A 20029-nucleotide genomic window follows, 5' to 3' on the forward strand; every position below is an offset into this window, starting at 1 on the left:
GGGCTCGTCGAACCACACCCCGGGGGTGTTAATGAAAACGATAACCATTACAGTACTCTTCGAACGCGGCACTCCCGCCCGGTGCACGACCACACCCACGCCTCCCCACGCCTCCCCACGCCTCCCCGCCCCTCCCTTCCCAGACCGGAGAACCCATGCGCCACCGCGCCCGACTCGGCATCGCCCTCACCCTCGTCCTCGCGACCGCGGCCTGCTCGACCGCCACCAACGCCCCCGCGACGACCGGCAAACCCGCCGCCGAAGCCGCCGGCGCGAAGGCCGCCCCCCTCGCCAGCTGCGGCCGGCAGCTCTCCTTCGACCGGTCCCCGGAGCGCGCCGTCGCCCTGGACCAGACCTCGACCGAGACCCTGCTGGAACTGGGGCTCCAGGACCGGATGGCCGGGACCGCCAACCTGAAGACGAAGATCCCGGCCCAGTACCAGGACGCGTACGCCAAGGTCCCGGTCATCGCCCCCAAGATCGCCACCGGCGAGCAACTGCGCTCCGCCACACCCGACTTCGTGGTGGCCGGCTCCGCCGACCTCTACACCGCGGACCGGGCGGGCACCCGCGAGGAACTGGACGCCCTCAAGGTCCCCACCTTCGTCAGCGCCGTGGACTGCCCGGAGCAGAACGAGGCCGGAAAGAGCCCCTTCGAACTGCTCTTCTCCGACTACGAGCAGCTGGGCAAGGTCTTCGGCAGCGAGGAGCGGGCCGCGAAGCTCGCCCGGGAACAGCGCGCCGCCGTGGCCAAGGCCGGTGAGAGCGCCGCCGCCCGGGCCGCCCAGGGCGGCAAGCAGCCCACCGTCGTCTACCTCTACTCCGTCTTCAACGGCATGCCGTACGTGGCGGGAGGGACCGGGCTGCCCAGCGAGATGAGCCGGATCGTCGGCGCGAGGAACGCCTTCGACGACGTGAAGGAGGACTGGCCGGAGGTGTCCTGGGAGGAAGTGGCCAAGCGCAACCCGGACTTCATCGTGATCGGCGACCTGTCCGAGCGCGGCCGGCCCGGCGACAGCGCCGGCGAGAAGCGGGCCACGATGGCCGGGGACCCGGTGGTCTCCAAGCTCGCGGCGGTGCGCGACAACAAGATCATCGAAGTGCCGGGCATCGAACTGGACCCCTCCGTGCGCTCCGTGCACGCGCTGGGCCTGCTGGCGGCCGGGATGAAGGACCTCGGGTATGTCCGCTGACCCGGTGGGCCGACCGGGACCGGTGGACCTCGCGGTGGATCCGGCGGCGGGCCGGGTGACGGACCGTGCGCCGGCCCCGGCTGCAGACCGTGCGCCGGAGCGGCCGCCGGCCCCGCCGGTGGACCTGCTGCATCCGGCGGCCCGTGGGACGGCGGTGACGGAGCCGGTCAACGCGCCGTCCCCGCTGCCCCGGGCCGCCCGGTCCGGCACCGTCCGGGCGGGGGTGTTCCTCGCCGGGGCGCTCGTCCTGGCCGCATCGGTGGCGGCCGGCACGCGCATCGGAACCGCCGACGTGGGATGGACCGACCTCGCCCGGGTGTTCGGGACCCGGCTGGGCCTCGGCGCCGAGCCGCTGCCGCCGCTGGTGGACTCGCTCGTCTGGGACCTGCGCCTGCCGCGGGTCCTGATGGCGGCCCTGGTCGGTGCCTCGCTCGCGGTCTGCGGCACCGTGCTCCAGGCCGTCACCCGCAACGCGCTCGCCGACCCGTACCTGCTCGGGGTGTCGTCGGGCGCCTCCACCGGAGCCGTCGCCGTGGTCGTCCTCGGCGTGGGCGCCGACACCCTCGGGGTCACCGGCGGCGCCCTCGTCGGCGCCCTGCTCTCCTTCGGCCTGCTGCTGGCGCTGCTGCGCCGGACGGGCCTGGACTCGGTCCGCATCGTCCTGACGGGCGTGGTCGTCGGGCAGCTCTTCACCGCCCTGACCTCACTCGTCCTGATGGCCTCGGCGGACGCCGACACCACCCGCGCCCTGACCCACTGGCTGCTGGGCTCGATGGCCCCGGCACGCTGGGAGGCCGTCGTGGTCTGCGCGATCGTCATGCCGCTCGGGCTGGCGGCCGCCTGGCTGTGCGCGGGCGCCCTCGACGGCCTGGCGTTCGGCGCGGACACCGCCGCCTCCCTGGGGATCGGCGTACGGCGCACCCGGATGGTGCTGCTCGTGGTGACGGCGGTGCTGACCTCGGTGGCGGTGGCCACGGTCGGCGCCATCGGGTTCGTCGGACTGATCGTCCCGCACGGGGTGCGCTTCCTCGTCGGACCGCTGCACCGGGTGCTCCTGCCCTGCGCGGCGCTCGCGGGCGCGGTGTTCCTGGTGTGGACCGACGCCCTGGCGCGGGTCGCCTTCGCCCCGCGGGAGGTGCCGGTCGGCGTGATCACCGCGCTGCTCGGCGTACCGCTGTTCCTTCTCGTCCTGCGCAGGAGGGGTGAGCTGTGAGGATCGCCGCCGAAGGGCTGACCTGGTCGGCCTCCGGCACGCCCGTCGTCCGCGGGGTCGACCTGGACGTGGCGTCCGGCGAGACGGTCGGCCTGCTCGGCCCCAACGGCTCGGGCAAGTCCTCGCTGCTGCGCTGCCTGGCCGGGCTGCGCGTGCCCGACACGGGCACGGTGCACTACGACGGGGTGCCCGTACGGGACTTGAGCGCCCGCCGGATCGCCCGCCGGGTCGCCTTCGTCGAGCAGGACTCCGGGCTCGACGCCGACCTGCGCGTCGCCGACGTCGTCGGGCTGGGGCGGACCCCCTTCCGCGACCGCTGGCGCGGTCCGGACGCCACCGACCGGGCGGTCGTCGCCGCCGCGCTGGAGCGCGTCGGCCTCACCGGGCTCGCCGGGCGCTCGTGGAAGGGCCTGTCGGGCGGCGAGCGGCAGCGCGCCCACATCGCCCGCGCCCTCGCCCAGCAACCGTACGGGCTGCTCCTGGACGAGCCCACCAACCACCTGGACGTCAAGCACCAGTTGGAGCTGATGGAGCTGCTCGCGGGCGCCGACCAGACGGTCCTGGTCGCCCTGCACGACCTCACGCTGGCCGCCCGCTACTGCGACCGGCTGCTGCTCATGCACCGCGGGCGCCTGGTGGCCTCCGGCACCCCGGCCGCCGTACTGACGCCCGCACACCTCGCCCGGATCTTCGAGGTGGACGCCGAACTGGCCACGGACGCCCTGGGCCGGCCCGCGGTCGCCTTCCACGGTCCCCTCCGCTCGCCCGTCCCCGACCCCCTCGGCCCACCCGACCCCCTCGGCCCACCCGCCCCGCTCGACCCACCTGACCCGCTCGACTCGCTCGTGCCCGCACCACCCGCTCTCCGACAAGGATCCTCATGACGACCCGGACCGCCACCCCGCCCGCACCGACCGTCGACGCCCTCGTCACGGCCGTCCTGGCCGGTGAACACGGCCCCCTGCCCTCCGCCCTCGTGGCGACCAGCGTGTTCTGGATCCACCACGGCACCCGGCTGGCCGGCGGCGACACCACCTACCTCAACCAGTACGTCCTGGTGCGCCTCGGCGACTCCTTCGGCGGCTGCGCCTTCGAGGCCGGGGAGATCGACCCGGCGATCTGCCGCGACTCCTCGGGCACCCCGCTCGACGTCCTGCTGCGCGAGGCCCCGCGCCCGCTGCGGATCGCCGCCCTCGACGCGTACCTGGCCGGGCAGCGCCCGCACCGCGACGCCGGAGCGGAACCGGTCACCCTGCCCGCCGGCACCCCCGAAGTGCGCGCGAGGGCCCGCGACGCGGCGATCGCCGGATTGCTGGACATCGACCCCGGCGCCAAGGTCGGCCTGATCGGCGTGGTCAACCCGCTGGTCGCGGCGATCCGCGAGCGGGGCGGCGAACCGCTGCCCTGCGACTTCAACCTCAAGGCCACCCAGTGGGGCGATCCCGTCACCACCGACATGCACGAGGTGCTGGAGCGCGCCGACGCCGTCGTCGCCACCGGCATGACCCTCAGCAACGGCTCCTTCGACACCATCCTCGACCGCTGCCGCGGCCGGGGCATCCCGCTGGTCGTCTACGCGCAGACCGGCAGCGCGGTCGCCCGGGCCTTCCTCGGATCCGGGGTGACCGCCGTGTCCGCGGAGCCCTTCCCCTTCTCCCAGTTCAGCGCCGACCCGACCACCCTGTACCGCTACCGGGCGGTGGGGCGGCCGTGATCCCGGCCGCCCGCCGGGCCGTGCCCGGCGCCGACCGCCGCGGCGCCGCGCACCGCGGCGCCGGGCACGCCTCCTGCCACCACGGCGAGATCCTGCAGGGCGTCTTCCTCGACGCCGCCGGGCGCCGGTGCGCCGGCCTGGTCACCCTGCCGATGACCGGGCCGGGCAGCCGGGCCGAGTTCACCCGCCGCCCCGGCACACCTCCGGAGCAGCTCACCGTCCGGCCGGGCGACCGTACGAAGGCCGCGCGCGCGGCGGTCCTGGCCGTCGAGGAGTGCGCGCGGCGGCGCCGGGAGGCGCCCTGCGGCGGGGAGTTGCGGATCAGCGGCGACATCCCGGTGGGCCTGGGCATGGGCAGCTCCACCAGCGACGTCATCGCCGTGGTGCGCGCGGTCGCGGACTCCTACGGGGTGCTGCTGTCGCCCGACGCCGTCGCCCGGCTGGCGGTGCGCGCCGAGCTCGCCTGCGACCCGCTGATGCTCGACGCGCGCCCGGTGCTCTTCGCCCAGCGCGAGGGGCGGGTGCTGGAGGTCCTCGGCCGCCGCCTGCCGCCCCTCGTCGTCGTGGGCTGCGCGCTCGGCGGGGGCGCTCCCGTGGACACCCTCGCCCTGCCGGCCCGGGTGCACGACGACACCGACGTACGCGCCTTCGAGCGGCTGCGCACCCTGCTGCGGCGGGCCGTGGCCACGGGGGACGCCGCCCTGCTCGGCGAGGTCGCGACGGCCAGCGCCCGGCGCGGGCAACAGGTCCTGCGCCACCCGGAGTTCGACACCCTGGCCGACATCGCCCGGCGACTCGGGGCCGTGGGCGTGCAGATCGCGCACAGCGGGGCGGTGGCCGGCCTGCTCCTGGACCCGGCGGCCCCCGGCCTGCGCCGCCGGGTCCGGAGCTGCGTACGGGCCCTGGAGAGCAACGGCATCGCCGCGACCCGCACCTTCACGACCTTTCCCACCTCCCCCACCTCAGCCGCCTCCCCGTCCACCCCCATCTCACCCACCTCACCCACCTCACCCACCTCACCCACCTCACCCACCTCACCGTCCTCCCCCACCTTCCCGACGACCAAGGAGTTCCCGAGTGGACCAGCACATCGCGGAGGCCATCGGCCGACCGGACCTGATACGCCTCGACGACCGGCTCATCTGCCTGCGCTTTGAGACCATGAAGGTCGTCTCCGCCCTCGCCGCGGTGCGCCACCTGCTCGACACCGGGGTGGTGCGGCGCGGGGACACCCTGCTCGACAGCTCCAGCGGGATCTACGCGTACGCCCTGGCCCTGGCCTGCCACCGCCACGGGATGCGCTGCCACATCGTCGGCTCGACGACGGTCGACCACGCCCTGCGCACCCAACTCGCCGTCCTCGGGGCGACGCTGGAACAGATGGAGCCGTGCAGCGACCTGAAGCTGGACCAGAAGCGGCGGGTCGAGCGCATCCATGAGATCCTCGCCGAGCACCCCGAGTACCACTGGATGCGCCAGTACCACGACGACATCCACTACCTGGGCTACCGGGCCGTGACCGACCTGATCCGTGACGCGACGGGCGGGGACGAACTCACCGTCGTCGGCGGCGTCGGATCGGGCGCCTCCACCGGAGCCCTCGCCCGCTACCTCCGGGAGGACTCACCCGGCGTCGAACTCGTCGGCGTCCAGCCCTTCGGCAGCGTCACCTTCGGTGCCGAGCACGTCGCCGACCCCGAGATCATCATCGCCGGGATCGGGAGCTCCATCCCCTTCGACAACGTCGGCCACGCGGCGTACGACACCCTCCACTGGATCTCCTTCGACGCCGCCCTCGCCGGCAGCGTCGACCTGCTGCGACGGCACGCGGTGTTCGCCGGCCTGTCCACCGGGGCCGGCTACCTCGCCGCCCGCTGGGAGCGGTCCCGGTCCCCGCACCGGACGGTCCTCTTCATCGCCGCCGACACCGGCCACCGCTACGTGGACACGGTGTACGCCCGCCACCGCGAGGCGGTCGCCGTCGACGAGCTGGGCCCGCACACGGTGACCAGCCAGGCCGAACTCGCCCTCCCCTGGTCCCGGATGCAGTGGAACCGGTCCCCCGCGCACTCCACCGGCCCGGTCCGGCCCTGACCCGCCGGGCAGCCCGCCGGGCAGGTCGGCGGTCAGCTCACCGGGCCGGCGTGGGCACCGCCGGTACGTCGCGCCGGGCCGCCCCGGCGGTGATCATCAGGCCGGCGGACAGGGCCGCGAGCAGCGTGGCGCCGACCGTCCACCAGAGGGTGTCGGTGTAGCCGCCCAGCAGGTCATCGGTGATCGACTCGGACGGCAGGTACCCCTCGCCGACGCGGGCCGCGATGACGGCACCGAGCAGCGCCCCGCCGACCGCTCCGCCCAGCTCCTGGCCGGCGGTGACGGTCGCCGAGGTCCCTCCGGAGAGCTGCGGGGCGGCGGCGGCGGTCGCGGTGGCGAAGAGCGGCGTGAAGGCCAGGCCGATGCCGGAGCCGATGAGGAGCATGCCGGGCAGCACATGGGTCGTGTAGGCGCCGCCCACTTCGAGGAAGGACAGGAGCAGGTGCCCGAGAGCCGCGAGCAGCAGGCCCGGCACGATCAGGACGCGGGGCGGGACCAGGTGCAGCAGGCGGCCGGAGACCTGGGCGCAGACGACGGCGGCGGCGGCCATGGGCAGGAACGCCGCCCCGGCGGTGGCCGGGGAGAGGTCGAGCACGCTCTGCGCGTAGAAATCCACCGACGGGAGGGAGGTGACCGTGCCGACGCCGACCAGGAACAGGGCGAGGACGCAGCCGATGCGGTTGCGGTCCTTGACGAAGGACGGGGACAGGAACGAGCTCGACGCCCTGGTCTGCCCCCACAGGAAGGCCCCGAGCAGGAGGACGCCCACGGTGATCAGGCCGAGGTCCCGGGGGGTCCACCCGTGCTGCCCGACCTCGCCGAGGCCGTAGGTGAGGGCGAGGGATCCGCCGGTGCCGAACAGCACCGCGGGCAGGTCGAGGCGGGCCCCGGTGCGGCCCGGCCGGTCGTGCAGCAGGGTGAGCGCGCCGATCAGGGCGATCACGGCGAGGGGGAGGCCCGCGTACATGCACCACCTCCAGGCCGCGCTCTCCAGCAGCCATCCGCCCGTGGCCATGCCGAGGGCCGGGCCGCCGGCCGCGATCGCCCCGTAGATCGCGAAGGCCTTGCCGCGTTCCCTCGGGTCGGGGAAGCCGGTGGCGACCAGGGCCAGCGCGGACGGCGTCAGCAGCGCGGCGAAGACGCCCTGCAGGACGCGGGCGCAGACCAGCATGGTGGGGTTGGCGGCCGAGCCGCCGATCGCCGAGGCCGCCGCGCATCCGACGAGACCGATGATCAATGCGGTCCTGCGCCCCAGCAGATCGGCGAGGTGCCCGCCGAGCAGCAACAGGCCGCCGAAGGTGAGCAGATAGGCGTTGAAGATCAGCGTCATGTCGCCGGCGGGAAGGCCCAGGTCCTGCTGGGCGAACGGGACGGCCAGGGTGAAGGCCGTCGCGTCGAGCAGCACCATCAGCTGCGCCAAGGCGATCACCGCGAGGCCCCACCAGCGTCGGGGGTGCGCGGGCTCCGCGTCCTGGAGGCCGGGGGCCGGGGGCCGGGCCGCGGACCAGGCGCCGGGGAGCGGGGCGGGCGGCGGTCCGAAGCCCTGCGCGGGGCCGAAGTGCGCGGCCGGGGCCGTCGGGGCGTACCCGGGCGGCGGGAGCAGCGGCCGGGGCCCGGCGGACGGAGAACGGGGGTCGGGCTGCGCGGCGGGTGTCCCGGTGGAGGCCTCGGTCTCGGTGGGGGTCTCGGTGGGGTTCTCGGGCGCGTAGTCCAGCAACCGGGCTGCATGGCGGCCCAGTTGGGCCAGGACCGCGCCCGGCAGCCATTCCGCCGCCTGGTCCTTCGCCGTGAACGCGGCCACCTGCCGGGGCGTGGGCCTCTTGGCCGGATCCTTGTCCAGGCAGGCGCGTACGAGATCGAGCAGGATCTCCGGCACTCCGGTCAGGTCCGGCTCCTCCTCGGCGACGCGGAAGAGGTGGGCGTTCAGGCCGGTGTCCCCGGCGCCGAAGAGCAGGCGCCCGGTGGCGGCGTAGACGAGGACGGCACCCAGGCAGAAGACGTCGCTGGCGGGGGTGAGTTCAAGGCCGCGGACCTGCTCCGGCGACATGAAGCCGGCCGAGCCGATGAGCATGCCGGTGCGGGTGTGCATGCTGTCCCCGGCGAGGCTGTCCATCGCCCGCGCGATGCCGAAGTCGATGACGCGCGGGCCGTCGACGGTGACGAGGACGTTGGACGGCTTGAGGTCGCGATGGATCAGCCCCGCCTCGTGCACGGCCTGCAGGGCGAGTGCGAGGCGGTTGGCGAGCGTGTGGACCGAGTGCTCGGGCAACGGCCCGAAGTCCTTGGCGACCACGGCGTGCAGGTCGGGCCCCGGTATGTACCGGGTCGCCACCCAGGGCACGGCGGCCTCGGGATCCGCATCGAGCACGGCCGCCGTCCAACTCCCGTCCACCCGCCGCGCAGCGGCCACTTCGCGGGCGAAGCGCTTGCGGAAATCGGGGTTCCCCGCGTACTCGGCCTGTACGACCTTCACCGCGACGGTCCGCCCGCCCTCGGAACGGCCGAGGTAGACCAAACCCATCCCTCCGGCCCCCAGTCGGGCGATCAGACGGTACGGGCCTATGCGGGGCGGGTCTTCGGCGATCAGCTGGTCCACGCGAGGAGGATATTTCAACTGTCCAACGGCAGTGGGCCCATCGGTCGAATCGGAAGCCCAAGGCCACCGCCCCGGCGCCTTCCCCACCTCCTGCAGTCACGGCGGACCGCCTCCGGAGCAGTCGTGTCTTCCCCCGGGTGTGTCCGAACGGGCATGCCGCCAGGCCGGTTCGGCGGGGTAGGCAGGTGTACGTCCCGCCGTATCCCCCGAGAGGCACACCCATGCGTATCCCCGCCCGCGACAAGGCAGCAGCCGATGCCTCCAAGGAGAGCTCCGCCCCGTCCCGGCAGTCGCGTCCCGGTGAGGAGCGGGCCCCCGCCGCTCCCGCGGCGGCGACGCTGCCGGCGCTCCAGCGGTCCGTCGGCAACGCGGCGGTGACGCGCATGCTCGCGGCGGGCCACGGGGCCAGCCACGGGCACGAGGACGGACACGGGCACGGGCACGAGGACGCTCCGGTCCAGCGGGCGTCCGCGCACCAGGTGCTCCGCTCGCCCGGGCGGCCCCTCGACGCCCCCCTGCGCGAGGAGATGGAGAACCGGCTCGGCGCCGACTTCTCCGACGTACGGGTCCACTCCGATCCCCTCGCGCAGCGGTCCGCGACCGAGATCGGGGCCCGTGCGTACACCTCGGGCAGCCATGTGGTCGTCACGGACGGCGGGAAGGACAAGCACACCCTCGCCCACGAGCTCACCCATGTCATCCAGCAGCGGCAGGGGCCGGTCTCGGGCACGGACACGGGCCACGGGCTGCGGGTCAGCGACCCCGGCGACCGCTTCGAGCGGGAGGCCGAGGCCAACGCGAGCCGGGTCATGGCCGGCCCCGCGCCCGACGTGCAGCGTGCGGCCTGCGACGAGCACGGCACCCACGCGCCGGTACCGGGCGGGCGGGCCGTCGTCCAGCGCAAGGGACCCGAGGATCTCGCCCCCTCGCTGCCGGCCGACCCGCCGCGTGGCGGCAACCTGTTCGGCCGGCTCATCGCGAAGACCCGTACGATGCCGGCGCCGGCGGACGACCTGGTGGCGCGGGTCCGGGCGGGCATCGCCGCGTACGACGGCGACACCAACCGCGACCCCATGCACTGCATGATGGCGCTGACGGACCTCACGCAGGAGTTCGCGCCGGCCGAGGAGGACGCGGCCGCGGCCGTCAAGCCCTGGCTGTCGGCGGCGCTCAAGGTCATCAAGGACGAACTGGTGCTGGTGAACGACCAGCTCGTCCGCGACAACGAGTTCCCCGACGGGGCGCGGCCGCCGTTCGACGCGATGACGCAGAACGGCATGCTGTGGCAGCAGGAGCAGTGGGCCGACAGCGCCGCCGCGTTCCAGATGCACGGGGCGAGCTACTTCCGCGAGCTCTCGGAGCTCAACCGGGCCGGGATGGCCAAGGAGATCTCCGGGGGCGGGGGTGACCGGAACTGGGTCGCCGACGTCCGGACCAAGCTGTCGACCGCGCTCGACCGGAGCGTGCTGTGCCACTACACCGGCAAGTCACGGGCCGAGACGATGCTCGCCCAGGGGCAGATGAAGTCCAAGACCGAGCTGATCAAGGCGAACCCCGACGCGGCGAACAACTCGGAGGCGTACGACAAGCACGTTCTGGCCAACGAGGGCTTCGTCTTCTTCTTCCTGGAAGTGGAGGACAGCCCGTTCCGCGAGACGCGGTTCGGCGGCGACGAGCCCGCCCGGATCCAGATCCCCCTCGCCAGGTCCCCTCTGATGAGCCAGGGCTGGCTGATGCTCAGCGACTTCGCGCAGCGCGAGTACCCGACCGTGCGGGCGAAGCCCGGGGATCCGGCGCAGACGCAGAGCCGGCTGGGTACCCGCGAGGAGACCTTCTCGCCCGGATTCGACCTGCCCGTGCGCAAGTTCGACATCGGGGCGGCGGCGGGAGCCGACGCGCTGGACATGGACAGGGTCATGGAGGCGATGGGCAACGAGACGGACCCGGACCGCCGGGGCCAGATCATGTTCGCCACGACCCAGGCACTGTCGGACCCGCACAGCGCGATGACCTACGGCGCCGGTGAGCAGGAGCAGGTCCACTCGGAGCGGCTGCGGTCCAACACCCTGATGGGCCGGGACATCGTGCCGGGTCTGGTGGAGCGGGCGATCGTGGAGATCCAGCGTCTCGGGGAGGTGAACCCGCAGCTGGCGGACAGGCTCAAGGCGATGTCCGGCGCCGATCTGATGCGTTTCCTCCTCAAGGACCTGCTGCGGCCGCAGGCCATGCTGCCGAACACGGTCGACCTCAGTGGCGCCACGGTGGTCCTGGCCTCCGGCCAGCAGGTGGGGGCTGCCACGCACTGACCGGAGCCCGGAGCCCTCGACCTAGTCGAGAACCGGCCATCTTTCTGGCTCGGTCAACTCTTGCCCAGCGGCCCCGCGTTCACTGCTCCGGGGCCGCTGGGATAAGAACGTACGGTCGATGAACGGACATCCGAGCGGTCGCCGGAGTGCCGATTTCCGGACGGAACGGAGAAGGCGCTCTTTGTCCTGGCGCCCGACCTGACCGAGGATGACCTTCCCCGCTCGGGTCACCTGAGGTCGTTCAGCACACCACTCACGTTGAGCACCTCGTGGCACTCCTGCGCCTGACGACCGGTGGCAGGGGTGCCCGGCTTCGCACAGGTCACCTGGACGGTCACAGTCTGGCTCTCGGTGATGCTGATGGGGGTGACCCAGTGGTAGTCCTGGTTGCGGAACGTCTCCAGCGCGATCGTCGTGATCTTACGGTCGCCGAAGCTGATGGTCACCACCCCTTCGTCGCCCTGGAAGTTGGCGACGACGATGTCCGTGATCCCGAACGCCTTGCCCGCGGGCACCGTGTAGGAACCGGTCTTGGTCTGTCCGCTGCCGGTCTGCAGGTCGATGGTGGCCGAGCTCTGCTGTCCTGCGACGCCCCCGCCGGATCCGGCCCCGGCTCCCGCACCGGCTCCGGCTCCCGCACCGCCCCCGCCCGTCCCGGGCTGGGGGTTCTTGCCTCCGCCGCCCGGCTGGTTGGCGTTGCCGGCGGCCCCCGGGTTCTGCCCGTTCGCGTCCGCACCGGGCGTCGGCCTGTTCTGGACCGCCTGGTCGGCGGCCTCCTTGGCCGTGCTGCGCACGGCCGGGCGCACCAGCATGAACCAGGCGAGCAGCAGCGCGAGCAGTGCGGCCAGGACCGCGAGCAGCCACGTCGGGAAGATCGGGATCTGGACGAACTCCAGCTCCAGCGGGGCGCGTACGGGGTCCGGCTCAGGTCGCTCCGACCGCTCCGACCGCTCCGTGCCGCCCTCGCTGTCACCGTCAGCGTCGGTGTCGCCGTCGCCGTCGCCGGCGCCGACGTCGACCACCTCGACGGCGAACGGCCAGGTCACCGGGGTTCCGAACCACACCGGCCGGCCGGTGCGGACCCGCAGCACCACCTCCGCCGACTCACCCGGCTCCAGCTTCAGCTCCGCGGGGCGGAAGTCGAACTTCAGCTCCTCACCCGGCTGAGCGGGCGTGAAACCGAGCCGTACGGGGGAGTTGCCCTCGTTGCGCACGGCCAGTCGATAGCGCCCTCGCAGCCAGCCGCGGCGGCGTTTGGGAGCGCTCTCTACGCGCAGTTCCCGGAACTCCTCGACGTGCACGGTGGTCTCGGGGACCCGCACGGACTCGGGGTGCTCGGTGGGCAGCACGCGCACGGCGAGCGGCGCGTCGCCCGCCCGCACCTGCGACGAACGCGGCGGGGCCAGGCGGATCGTCACCGTTTCCGAGGTGCCGGGGTAGAGGGAGACGCGCTCGGGTTCCACCGTGGTCCACGCAGCGCAGTCGCCGACGACCTCCAGGCGGTACGCCTCGACGATGTCGCTGTCGTTGCGGACGGTCAGGCTGGTGGATGCGGTACCACCCGGCGTCACCGACACCGGCGGGATGTCGAGGGCGGGCGCGCCAGGGCTGGAAGAGGCTGCTGGGGATATCACACCGCGACGCTAGGGCGACGCCGCGGCCACTTCCACGGGCGCGAGGGCAACGCCCCGGGCAGCCCCGATGCCCCCGCGGGCTGTCCTCAACTCCACGCAATGAACCATCTGTTGCTCATTCCGCCTCTCCTTCCACACACGCCACACACATCCGGCCCACGCATCCCGACCCACGCATCCCGACCTCTGCACCACGACCACGCATCACGGAACAGGTACCCCACATGCCCCAGCCTGACAGCAACGGACCCGCCCCTTCATTCGGCGCCGGCCAACGGGTCACCGTGGCCGTGTACGCGTCGGACCCGATCCTGCGCGTCGGGGTCGTCCACCAGCTGCGCCAGCGACCGGAGATCGTGCTCGTCGACCACGCCCGGGCCGACGACGCGCAGGTGTCGCTCGTGACCGTGGACAGCGTGGACGACGAGACGGCCGCCCTGCTGTACCGGCTGCGGCACAACTCCGACACGCGCACCGGGCTCGTGGTCGGCACGTTCGAATCCGGGGACGCGCTCCAGCGCGCCATCGAATGCGGGGTCACCGCGGTGCTGCGGCGCACCGAGGCGGACCAGGACCGGCTCCTGCGGCTGGTCCTGGCGATAGCGAACGGCGAGGGCGTACTGCCCGGTGACCTGCTCGCGAAGCTCCTCGACCACGTCGGCAGCCTGCAGCGGTCGGCGCTCGACCCGCGCGCGGTGTCCCTGTCCACGCTGACCCCGCGCGAGGCGGACATGCTGCGCCTGGTGTCGGAAGGACTGGACACCGCGGAGATCGCGCGCAAGACCTCGTACTCCGAACGGACCGTCAAGAACGTGCTGCACGAGGTCATCACCCGGCTGCAACTGCGCAATCGCACGCACGCGGTCGGCTACGCCCTGCGCAACGGACTGATCTGACCGTGGAGTGCTCCCGGCGCCCACGCTCCGGCCCCGGCGCCCCGCGCGGGCGGGCCGCCGGGACCCGCCACTGCCCGAAAGCGCACCGGGTGCTTCCCCCGGGTCCGGCCCCGCGGCCCTCCCGGTCCGCACGGGCGGGCCGCAGGGTGACGGGGTCATACGTAGATGCTGCACCGGACGGTGAGGTGGACCCTGATGGGCACGGGTGGATCCGGCGGTCGGCGACCCCGATGGGGGAGAGTCGGCGCGTCGCTGCTGCTGATGATCCCCCTGCTCGCGGTGACGGCGGCCAGCGGCCCCGGCGACGCCGGGGCGCGAACCGTCGCGGCCGACGCCGGTGACAGCCGCGTCGCGTACGCCGGTACGCGCCACCGCAGCCTGGGCCGGGTGGCGAGCGGCACGTCCAGCACTCCCCTGTTCGGCGAGGGCCCGGCCCACCAGGACCTCCAGCCCTCCGCACTGGGCGACCGGCTGGTCTTCGCCAGCCGCCGCGACGAGCGGAACCCGCAGGTCTACCTGCGGTCCGCGGACGGCTCGGTACGCCGCCTGACCAGCGGCCTGGACGTGGCGCACCCCCGGCTGACCCCGGACGGCCGGGCGGTCGTCTTCGACTCGGCGCCGCCCGCCGGGTCCGGCGGAACGCAGCGCGACCTGTGGCTGGTGCGCACCGACGGCACCGGCCTCACCCGGCTGACCGACACTCCCGCGAACGAGGAGCACCCCACGGTCTCGCCGGACGGCGGACGTCTGGCGTACTCCAGCGACGAGGACCGGGCCGCCGGACGACAGGTCCACGTACGTCCCCTGCGGGGCGGCGCCGCCACCCGCGTCACCGACCCGGCGGGCGGCACGGCCACCGAGCCGGTGTGGAACCCGGTGGACGACGCGGCGAACCGGGACCTGATCGCCTACACCGCCACCGGACCCGCCGGGCCCCGCCTGCGGTGGACCGACGGGCGCCGCGGCGGGCAGCTGCTGGCGGGCGCCCAGGCCGGCTGGCGTACCCACGGGGCAGCCTGGCTGCCCGACGGGAACGGGCTGCTCTTCCTCAGCCCGGACCGCACCTGTGACTGCAAGGGCGACTGGGACCACGTCTTCCGGGTGCCCGCGCACTCGGCGGACACGCCCCAGCTGGTGCTCAGCGAGGACCGCGAGGTCGGCTCGCCCACCTGGCTCGGTCCGCTGAACGGCGGCGGCGCCGTGGTCGAGCGGACCTCCGCGGCCGGGCCGCACGTGGTGACCCTGCAGGACGCCCGGATGGACGGCTCCGACCCCCGCGACCTCGGCCTGACCATCCTCAAGGAGGACCCGGCGGCCGACACCAACACCGACCCGGCCAAGGACCCGCTGTTCCAGCCCGCCCCCGGGTCCGACCCGTGGACCGAGCGGCAGAACTACACGCCCGACGGGCGCAGGATCGTGCTGACCCGCTTCGAGGACACACCCGACGGCCGGATCGAACGGATCTGGATCGCGGACGCCGACGGCTCCCGTGCGGAGCCCCTGCCGCTCGCGGGACGCGGCCCCAAGGACTGGGACACCGACCCGACGTTCTCCCCCGACGGCAGGTCCCTGGCCTTCACCCGGACCTCGCCCGGCGGCGTCGGCGCCGCCGCCGGCCCCGCGCGCATCCTGATCGCGGACGCCGCCACCGGTGCGATCCGCGGTGAGATCACCCCGCCGGCGGGCCAGGCCCGGGGCGGCGACGCCCAGCCCACCTGGTCCTCCGACGGCACGACCCTGGCCTTCACCCGCAACCTCGTGATCAACGGCCACGGCGGCAACAAGCACATCTGGACCGTGCCCGTGGACCGCCTGGACCGGCAGCGCGACCTGAGCGCCACCGTCTGTTTCGGTGCGTGCGAAGTCATCGACGACAGCCCGGCCTTCTCACCGGACGGCGCCACCATCGCCTTCAACCGCAAGAACGGCGGAGGCCGCGTCGACGAGCGCAGCGGCATCCTGCTCGCCTCCGCGGCGGGCGGCTCCGGCTCCTGCCGGGTCCTGCTGCCCGACGCCGCCCGCGACGTGCCGGGCGCCTGCGGCCGGGAGCTGCCCGAACCCACGGACAAGGGACCGTTCCAGCCCCGCGACGCCGCCTGGACCGCCGACGGCAAGAGCCTGGTGCTCAGCGCCCGCGGCTCCCGCGCCCCCAACAGCCCGGAGAAGCTGAAGCTGGTGGACGTGGCCTCCGGCGCCCACAACCTGCTCGTCACCGGCCTGCCGGGCCGTCAGAAGGAACCCAGCGTGCAGCAGTCCGTGGACCTCGCGGTCCAGGCACCGGACAAGGCCGCGCCGCTCACCGTCGGCGGCTCCGCCACCGTCCGGGTCGACGTCGTCAACCACGGCCCGGCGGCCTCGCCCGGTACCCGGCTGACCGTGGCGCCCCCGGCCGGCGTGCGCGTCACCGCGCTCACCGCGCCCGGCGCCACCTGTGACGCGGCGGCGCTGACCTGCGCCCTGGGCGTGGTGCGCCCCGGCACCGCCGTGCCGGTGACCGTCACCCTCACCGGCGTCACCCCCGGCGACCAGCCCGTGGAGTGGTCGGTCACCGGCACCGTCCTCGACCCCCGCCCCAGCGACAACGCCGACCGGACCGTGGTGCCGGTGCGCGAGGCACCCGTGCCCCCGACGCCGAACCCGCCCACCCCGAACCCGCCGACGCCGAAGCCGCCGACGCCGACCGCGCCGGCCCCGACGCCCACGCCGCAGCCGCAGCCGGAGCCGCCCGCGCCGCCGGCCGGCCCCGGCGTGCGCGTCACCGCGCAGCCCAACCCCGGCTACGTGGGCGGCCGCGTCGTCGTCACGTACACCGTCCGCAACGGCCAAAACGCCCTGGCCACCGGCCTGCGGCTGCGCATCGGCCTGCCCGCGGGCGTACCCCACGACGGGCCGCCGCCGGGCTGCGACCAGAGCTGGGTGTGCGCGCTGCCGGACCTGACGCCGGGCGCCCGGACCGTCCTCCAGGTCGTCCTCACCCCCGACAAGGCGCTCACCGGCCGGGTGACCGGCAACCTCACCACGACCGGCACCGACGCCGACCCCGGCGACAACACCGCCGAGCAGCAGCTGCGCATCCTCCAGCCGCGCATCGTCGCCGTGCCGCCGATCGGCAAGCCCGGCTTCGTCACCTCGGTGCGCGGCGAGGACTTCCCGCCCGGCGCGCCTGTGCGGTTCGTGTGGAAGCCGGGCATCACGGCAGCCGCGGCGCCGACCGTCCCGGGGCCCGACGGCACGTTCATCGGCCAGCTGCTGATCCTCGCCAAGGACCAGACCGGCCCCCGTGTCATCACCGCGAGCGGCCCCGGATTCTCCCCGGTGCAGACCGACTTCCTCGTGGTCAGCGGCACGGTGCAGCCGCCGGACGAGGTGACCCGCCGGTGATCCACGAAGTCGACGAGGGGCTGCGCCGGCTGCTGGCGGAGTCCGGCCTGGAGGCGTCGGGCGTCGAGGTGGTCTTCGACGCGCCGACGCGTGACTGGGCGGCCCGCCGCAGCGCGCCCACGGTCTGCGTGTTCCTGTACGACATCCGCGAGGACCACACCCGGCGCGGCAGCGGCGCCGGCGAGGTGTACGACGCGGACGGGTTCGTCGTCGCGCGCCGCACCCCGCCCCGCTGGTTCGATCTGACGTACCTGGTCACCGCGTGGGCGAGCCGGCCACAGGACGAACACCGGCTGCTCTCCCAGGTGCTGGCCTGCCTCGTGTCCACCGACACGCTGCCGCCGCGCCTGCTCGGCGGCACGCTCGCCGACCTGGGCCTGCTCGTGGACGTGGACGCGGGGGGCACCGGGATGGACGCACCGGCCGCCTCCGACGTGTGGTCGGCGCTGGGCGGCGAACTGAAGCCGTCCCTGGGGCTGCGCGTGAAGGCACCGCTGGCAGGCATCAGCAGGGTCGCCGCCGCGCCGGTCACCGAGGGGGTCGTCGTACGGTCCGTGCCGCAGGCCGAACCGTACGGGGCCGAGGACGCGCGCCGGCTGCGCTACGTCGAGCTGGACGAGCCCGGCGAGCCGGGACCGGAGGGCTTCGGCGGTTCCCGGGAGCGGCCGCGGGTTCCCGCGCGCCGCCGGCGGGGGGAACGGCAGCCGTGACGCACACCCTCGAGCCGGCGCCCACGGCACCGGTACAAGCCAAGGTGCCGTCACCGTCACCGTCACCGTCACCGTCACCGTCACCGTCACCGGCCCCGGCCCCGGCCCCGGCCGACACGACCCCGTACCTGTGGCAACGGCTCCGGATCGTCGAGGAGCGGGTGCGCCGGGCCGTGGCGCTCCGGCGTGCCGTCGACCCCGACCCGGACGACCCCTACCGGGGCCAGTACCTCACCCCCGACGCGGCCGCCCGCATCCTGGACGCACGGCACGACCCCGGCCCGCCCGAACGCGCACCGGCCGACCCGCCGCCCGGCTCGCCGCTCGACGTCCTCGCCACGCGCTTCGCGCTGGCGCCGCTCGACCTGGACCTGCTCCTGGTCGCCCTGGCCCCGGACCTGGACGCCCGCTTCGAGCAGCTCTACGGCTATCTCAACGACGACCTGACCCGCCGTCGGCCCACCGTCGGCCTCGCCCTCGAACTGTGCGGCCGCACCGGCGCCGCGGCCGCGCGGTTCCGGCTCTCCCCCGCCGCGCCGCTCGTCGCGGGCGGTCTGCTGGAGGTGACCGAGCCCGAACGGCCGCCCCTGTCCCGGGTGCTGGTCGTCCCCGACCGGGTCACCGCCCACCTGCTCGGCGACACCTCGCCCGACCCGCGGCTGGCCGGCGTACTCGGCGAGGCCACCGACGACCCGGCCGTCGACCCGGCCGAGTCGCACCGGGCCGTCGCCGCGGCCGGCAGCGGAACCGGCCACGTCCACCTGCGGACCCGCGGCGGCGATCCCGTCGGCCTGGCCGCCGCCGCGCTGCGCGCGTGTGGGCTGAGCCCCCTGGCCCTGGACGCCTCGGCCCTGGCCCACCACGCCCGTACGGTGCCCGAACTCGCCCGCGCCGCCGCCCGCGAGGCCCGTCTGACGGGAGCCGGGGTCCTGCTCGGGCCGGTGGAGGAACTCCCCGACAAGCCCGATGAGCGGGCCCGCCTCCTGCGCACGCTGTGCACGGAGCTGCGCGGCATCCCCCTGTTCACGTACGGGGCGGGCGGCTGGGAACCCGCCTGGGCGGCCGACACCCCCGTCGCCCTGACCGTGGCGGCCCCCGACCCCGACCGGCAGGCCGTGCGCTGGCGGCACGCGCTGGAACGGGCCGCCGGGGAGCACGGCGCGACGGGGGAGGCCGACGCCCTCGCCCGGTCCGTGTCCGCGCACCGCCTCGACGCCGGGCAGCTGCGGCGCGCCGCCGGAGCCGCGGTGCGCACGGCCGCGCTCGACGGCCGCGCGGTCTCCCCCGAGGACCTGCGCACCGCCGTACGGGCCCAGAACGGCGCGGGGCTCGCCCGTCTCGCCCGCCGGGTGGAGCCCGCGGTGGGCTGGGACGACCTGGTGCTGCCCGCCCCCACCCTCCGCGGGCTGCGCGAGCTCGCGGTGCGCGCCCGCCACCGTGACCAGGTGCTCGGACAGTGGGGCATGCGGCCCGGCGGCGGGCGCGGGCGCGGGGTGATCGCGCTGTTCGCGGGTTCCTCCGGTACCGGCAAGACGATGTCCGCCGAGGTGGTGGCGGCCGACCTGGGCATGGACCTGTACGTCGTGGACCTGTCCACGGTCGTCGACAAGTACGTCGGCGAGACCGAGAAGAACCTGGAGCGGATCTTCACCGAGGCGTCGGCCGTCAACGCGGTGCTGCTGTTCGACGAGGCCGACGCGATCTTCGGCAAGCGCTCGGAGGTGAAGGACTCCCACGACAAGCACGCCAACATGGAGTCGGCCTATCTGCTCCAGCGGATGGAGTCCTTCGACGGCATCGCCATCCTGACCACCAACCTGCGGGCCAACCTCGACGAGGCGTTCACCCGCCGCCTGGACGTGGTCGCGGACTTCCCGGTGCCCGACGCGGCCCAGCGGCTGGCCCTGTGGGAGCGGTGTCTGGGCGACCGGCTGCCCCGGGCCGGCGACCTCGATCTCGGCTTCTGCGCGGAGCGGTTCGAACTGGCCGGGGGCTCGATCCGGGCCTGCGCGGTGACCGCCGCCTACTTCGCGGCCGCGTCGGGCGAGCCGCTGACGATGCCCCAGGTGGTCACGGCGGTCGCCCAGGAGTACCGCAAGCTCGGCCGCCTGCTCCTGGAGGGCGAGTTCGGGCCGTACGTGGGCCAGGTCACGCACGTGTGAGCCGCGCGGCGCCGGACCGGTCGGGCGCGCTGCCTGGCAGGTCCGGCGGGGGCGACCAGGAGGGCAGCCCGCTTGCCCCCGGCCAGGTCCGAACGCCCCTGCCGTCCGGGACCCCGGCCGGAAAGGC

At 74.4% G+C, this 20029-nt stretch carries 13 protein-coding genes; 11 read left to right on the forward strand and 2 right to left on the reverse strand.

What is annotated here, in order from left to right; all coding sequences use genetic code 11:
* Nucleotides 1-155 precede the first annotated feature (155 nt).
* The 6 genes from OG534_RS08975 to OG534_RS09000 are packed head-to-tail and all read left to right on the forward strand — an operon-like array spanning nucleotide 156 to nucleotide 6214.
* Nucleotides 156-1193: an ABC transporter substrate-binding protein gene (locus OG534_RS08975; protein WP_326587561.1), complete on the forward strand. Its 1038-nt coding sequence runs from the start codon at nucleotides 156-158 to the stop codon at nucleotides 1191-1193.
* On the forward strand, nucleotides 1183-2406 hold the full coding sequence (locus OG534_RS08980; protein WP_326587562.1) for a FecCD family ABC transporter permease: 1224 nt from the start codon (nucleotides 1183-1185) through the stop codon (nucleotides 2404-2406). The genes OG534_RS08975 and OG534_RS08980 overlap by 11 nt, the downstream gene beginning before the upstream one ends.
* A complete protein-coding gene (locus tag OG534_RS08985; protein ID WP_326587563.1) occupies nucleotides 2403-3290 on the forward strand; it encodes an ABC transporter ATP-binding protein in 888 nt (295 codons plus the stop codon). Before OG534_RS08980 ends, OG534_RS08985 begins: the two co-directional genes overlap by 4 nt.
* Nucleotides 3287-4120: a Rossmann-like domain-containing protein gene (locus OG534_RS08990; RefSeq protein WP_326587564.1), complete on the forward strand. Its 834-nt coding sequence runs from the start codon at nucleotides 3287-3289 to the stop codon at nucleotides 4118-4120. Before OG534_RS08985 ends, OG534_RS08990 begins: the two co-directional genes overlap by 4 nt.
* The gene (locus OG534_RS08995; RefSeq protein ID WP_326587565.1) at nucleotides 4117-5277 is read left to right on the forward strand and encodes a GHMP family kinase ATP-binding protein; all 1161 of its coding nucleotides are present in this window, start codon (nucleotides 4117-4119) and stop codon (nucleotides 5275-5277) included. Before OG534_RS08990 ends, OG534_RS08995 begins: the two co-directional genes overlap by 4 nt.
* Nucleotides 5198-6214 carry a pyridoxal-phosphate dependent enzyme gene (locus OG534_RS09000; RefSeq protein WP_326587566.1) on the forward strand — a complete coding sequence of 339 codons (1017 nt, stop codon included), beginning with the start codon at nucleotides 5198-5200 and terminating at the stop codon, nucleotides 6212-6214. The genes OG534_RS08995 and OG534_RS09000 overlap by 80 nt, the downstream gene beginning before the upstream one ends.
* A 37-nt stretch (nucleotides 6215-6251) precedes the next feature.
* Here the strand turns inward: OG534_RS09000 and OG534_RS09005 are convergent, their stop codons facing one another.
* Nucleotides 6252-8810, reverse strand: coding sequence for a bifunctional serine/threonine protein kinase/MFS transporter (locus OG534_RS09005; protein ID WP_326587567.1), 2559 nt, complete (start codon nucleotides 8808-8810; stop codon nucleotides 6252-6254).
* Between the two features lie 221 nt (nucleotides 8811-9031).
* Here OG534_RS09005 and OG534_RS09010 point away from each other — a divergent pair, with 221 nt between their 5' ends.
* Nucleotides 9032-11116 (forward strand): eCIS core domain-containing protein, encoded by a 2085-nt coding sequence (locus tag OG534_RS09010; protein WP_442807049.1) that lies wholly within the window; start codon nucleotides 9032-9034, stop codon nucleotides 11114-11116.
* A gap of 227 nt (nucleotides 11117-11343) precedes the next feature.
* Here the strand turns inward: OG534_RS09010 and OG534_RS09015 are convergent, their stop codons facing one another.
* Complete coding sequence (locus tag OG534_RS09015; RefSeq protein WP_326587568.1) at nucleotides 11344-12750, reverse strand: COG1470 family protein; 1407 nt, start codon at nucleotides 12748-12750, stop codon at nucleotides 11344-11346.
* Nucleotides 12751-12974: 224 nt separating this feature from the next.
* On the opposite strand from OG534_RS09015, the gene OG534_RS09020 reads away from it, so the two are divergent.
* The 4 genes from OG534_RS09020 to OG534_RS09035 all read left to right on the forward strand — a co-directional run bounded on the left by OG534_RS09020 (nucleotide 12975) and on the right by OG534_RS09035 (nucleotide 19902).
* Entirely contained in the window at nucleotides 12975-13646 is a 672-nt protein-coding gene (locus OG534_RS09020; protein ID WP_326587569.1) for a helix-turn-helix transcriptional regulator, read from the forward strand.
* Between the two features lie 261 nt (nucleotides 13647-13907).
* Entirely contained in the window at nucleotides 13908-17030 is a 3123-nt protein-coding gene (locus OG534_RS09025; protein WP_326587570.1) for a hypothetical protein, read from the forward strand.
* A complete protein-coding gene (locus OG534_RS09030) occupies nucleotides 17027-17740 on the forward strand; it encodes a DUF4255 domain-containing protein (protein ID WP_326587571.1) in 714 nt (237 codons plus the stop codon). The genes OG534_RS09025 and OG534_RS09030 overlap by 4 nt, the downstream gene beginning before the upstream one ends.
* A 128-nt stretch (nucleotides 17741-17868) precedes the next feature.
* Nucleotides 17869-19902, forward strand: a complete 2034-nt coding sequence (locus tag OG534_RS09035) for an ATP-binding protein (protein WP_326593531.1) — start codon at nucleotides 17869-17871, stop codon at nucleotides 19900-19902.
* Nucleotides 19903-20029: the final 127 nt, after the last annotated feature.

This window comes from Streptomyces sp. NBC_01294, from assembly GCF_035917235.1.
GTDB classification, from domain to species: Bacteria; Actinomycetota; Actinomycetes; order Streptomycetales; family Streptomycetaceae; genus Streptomyces; species Streptomyces caledonius.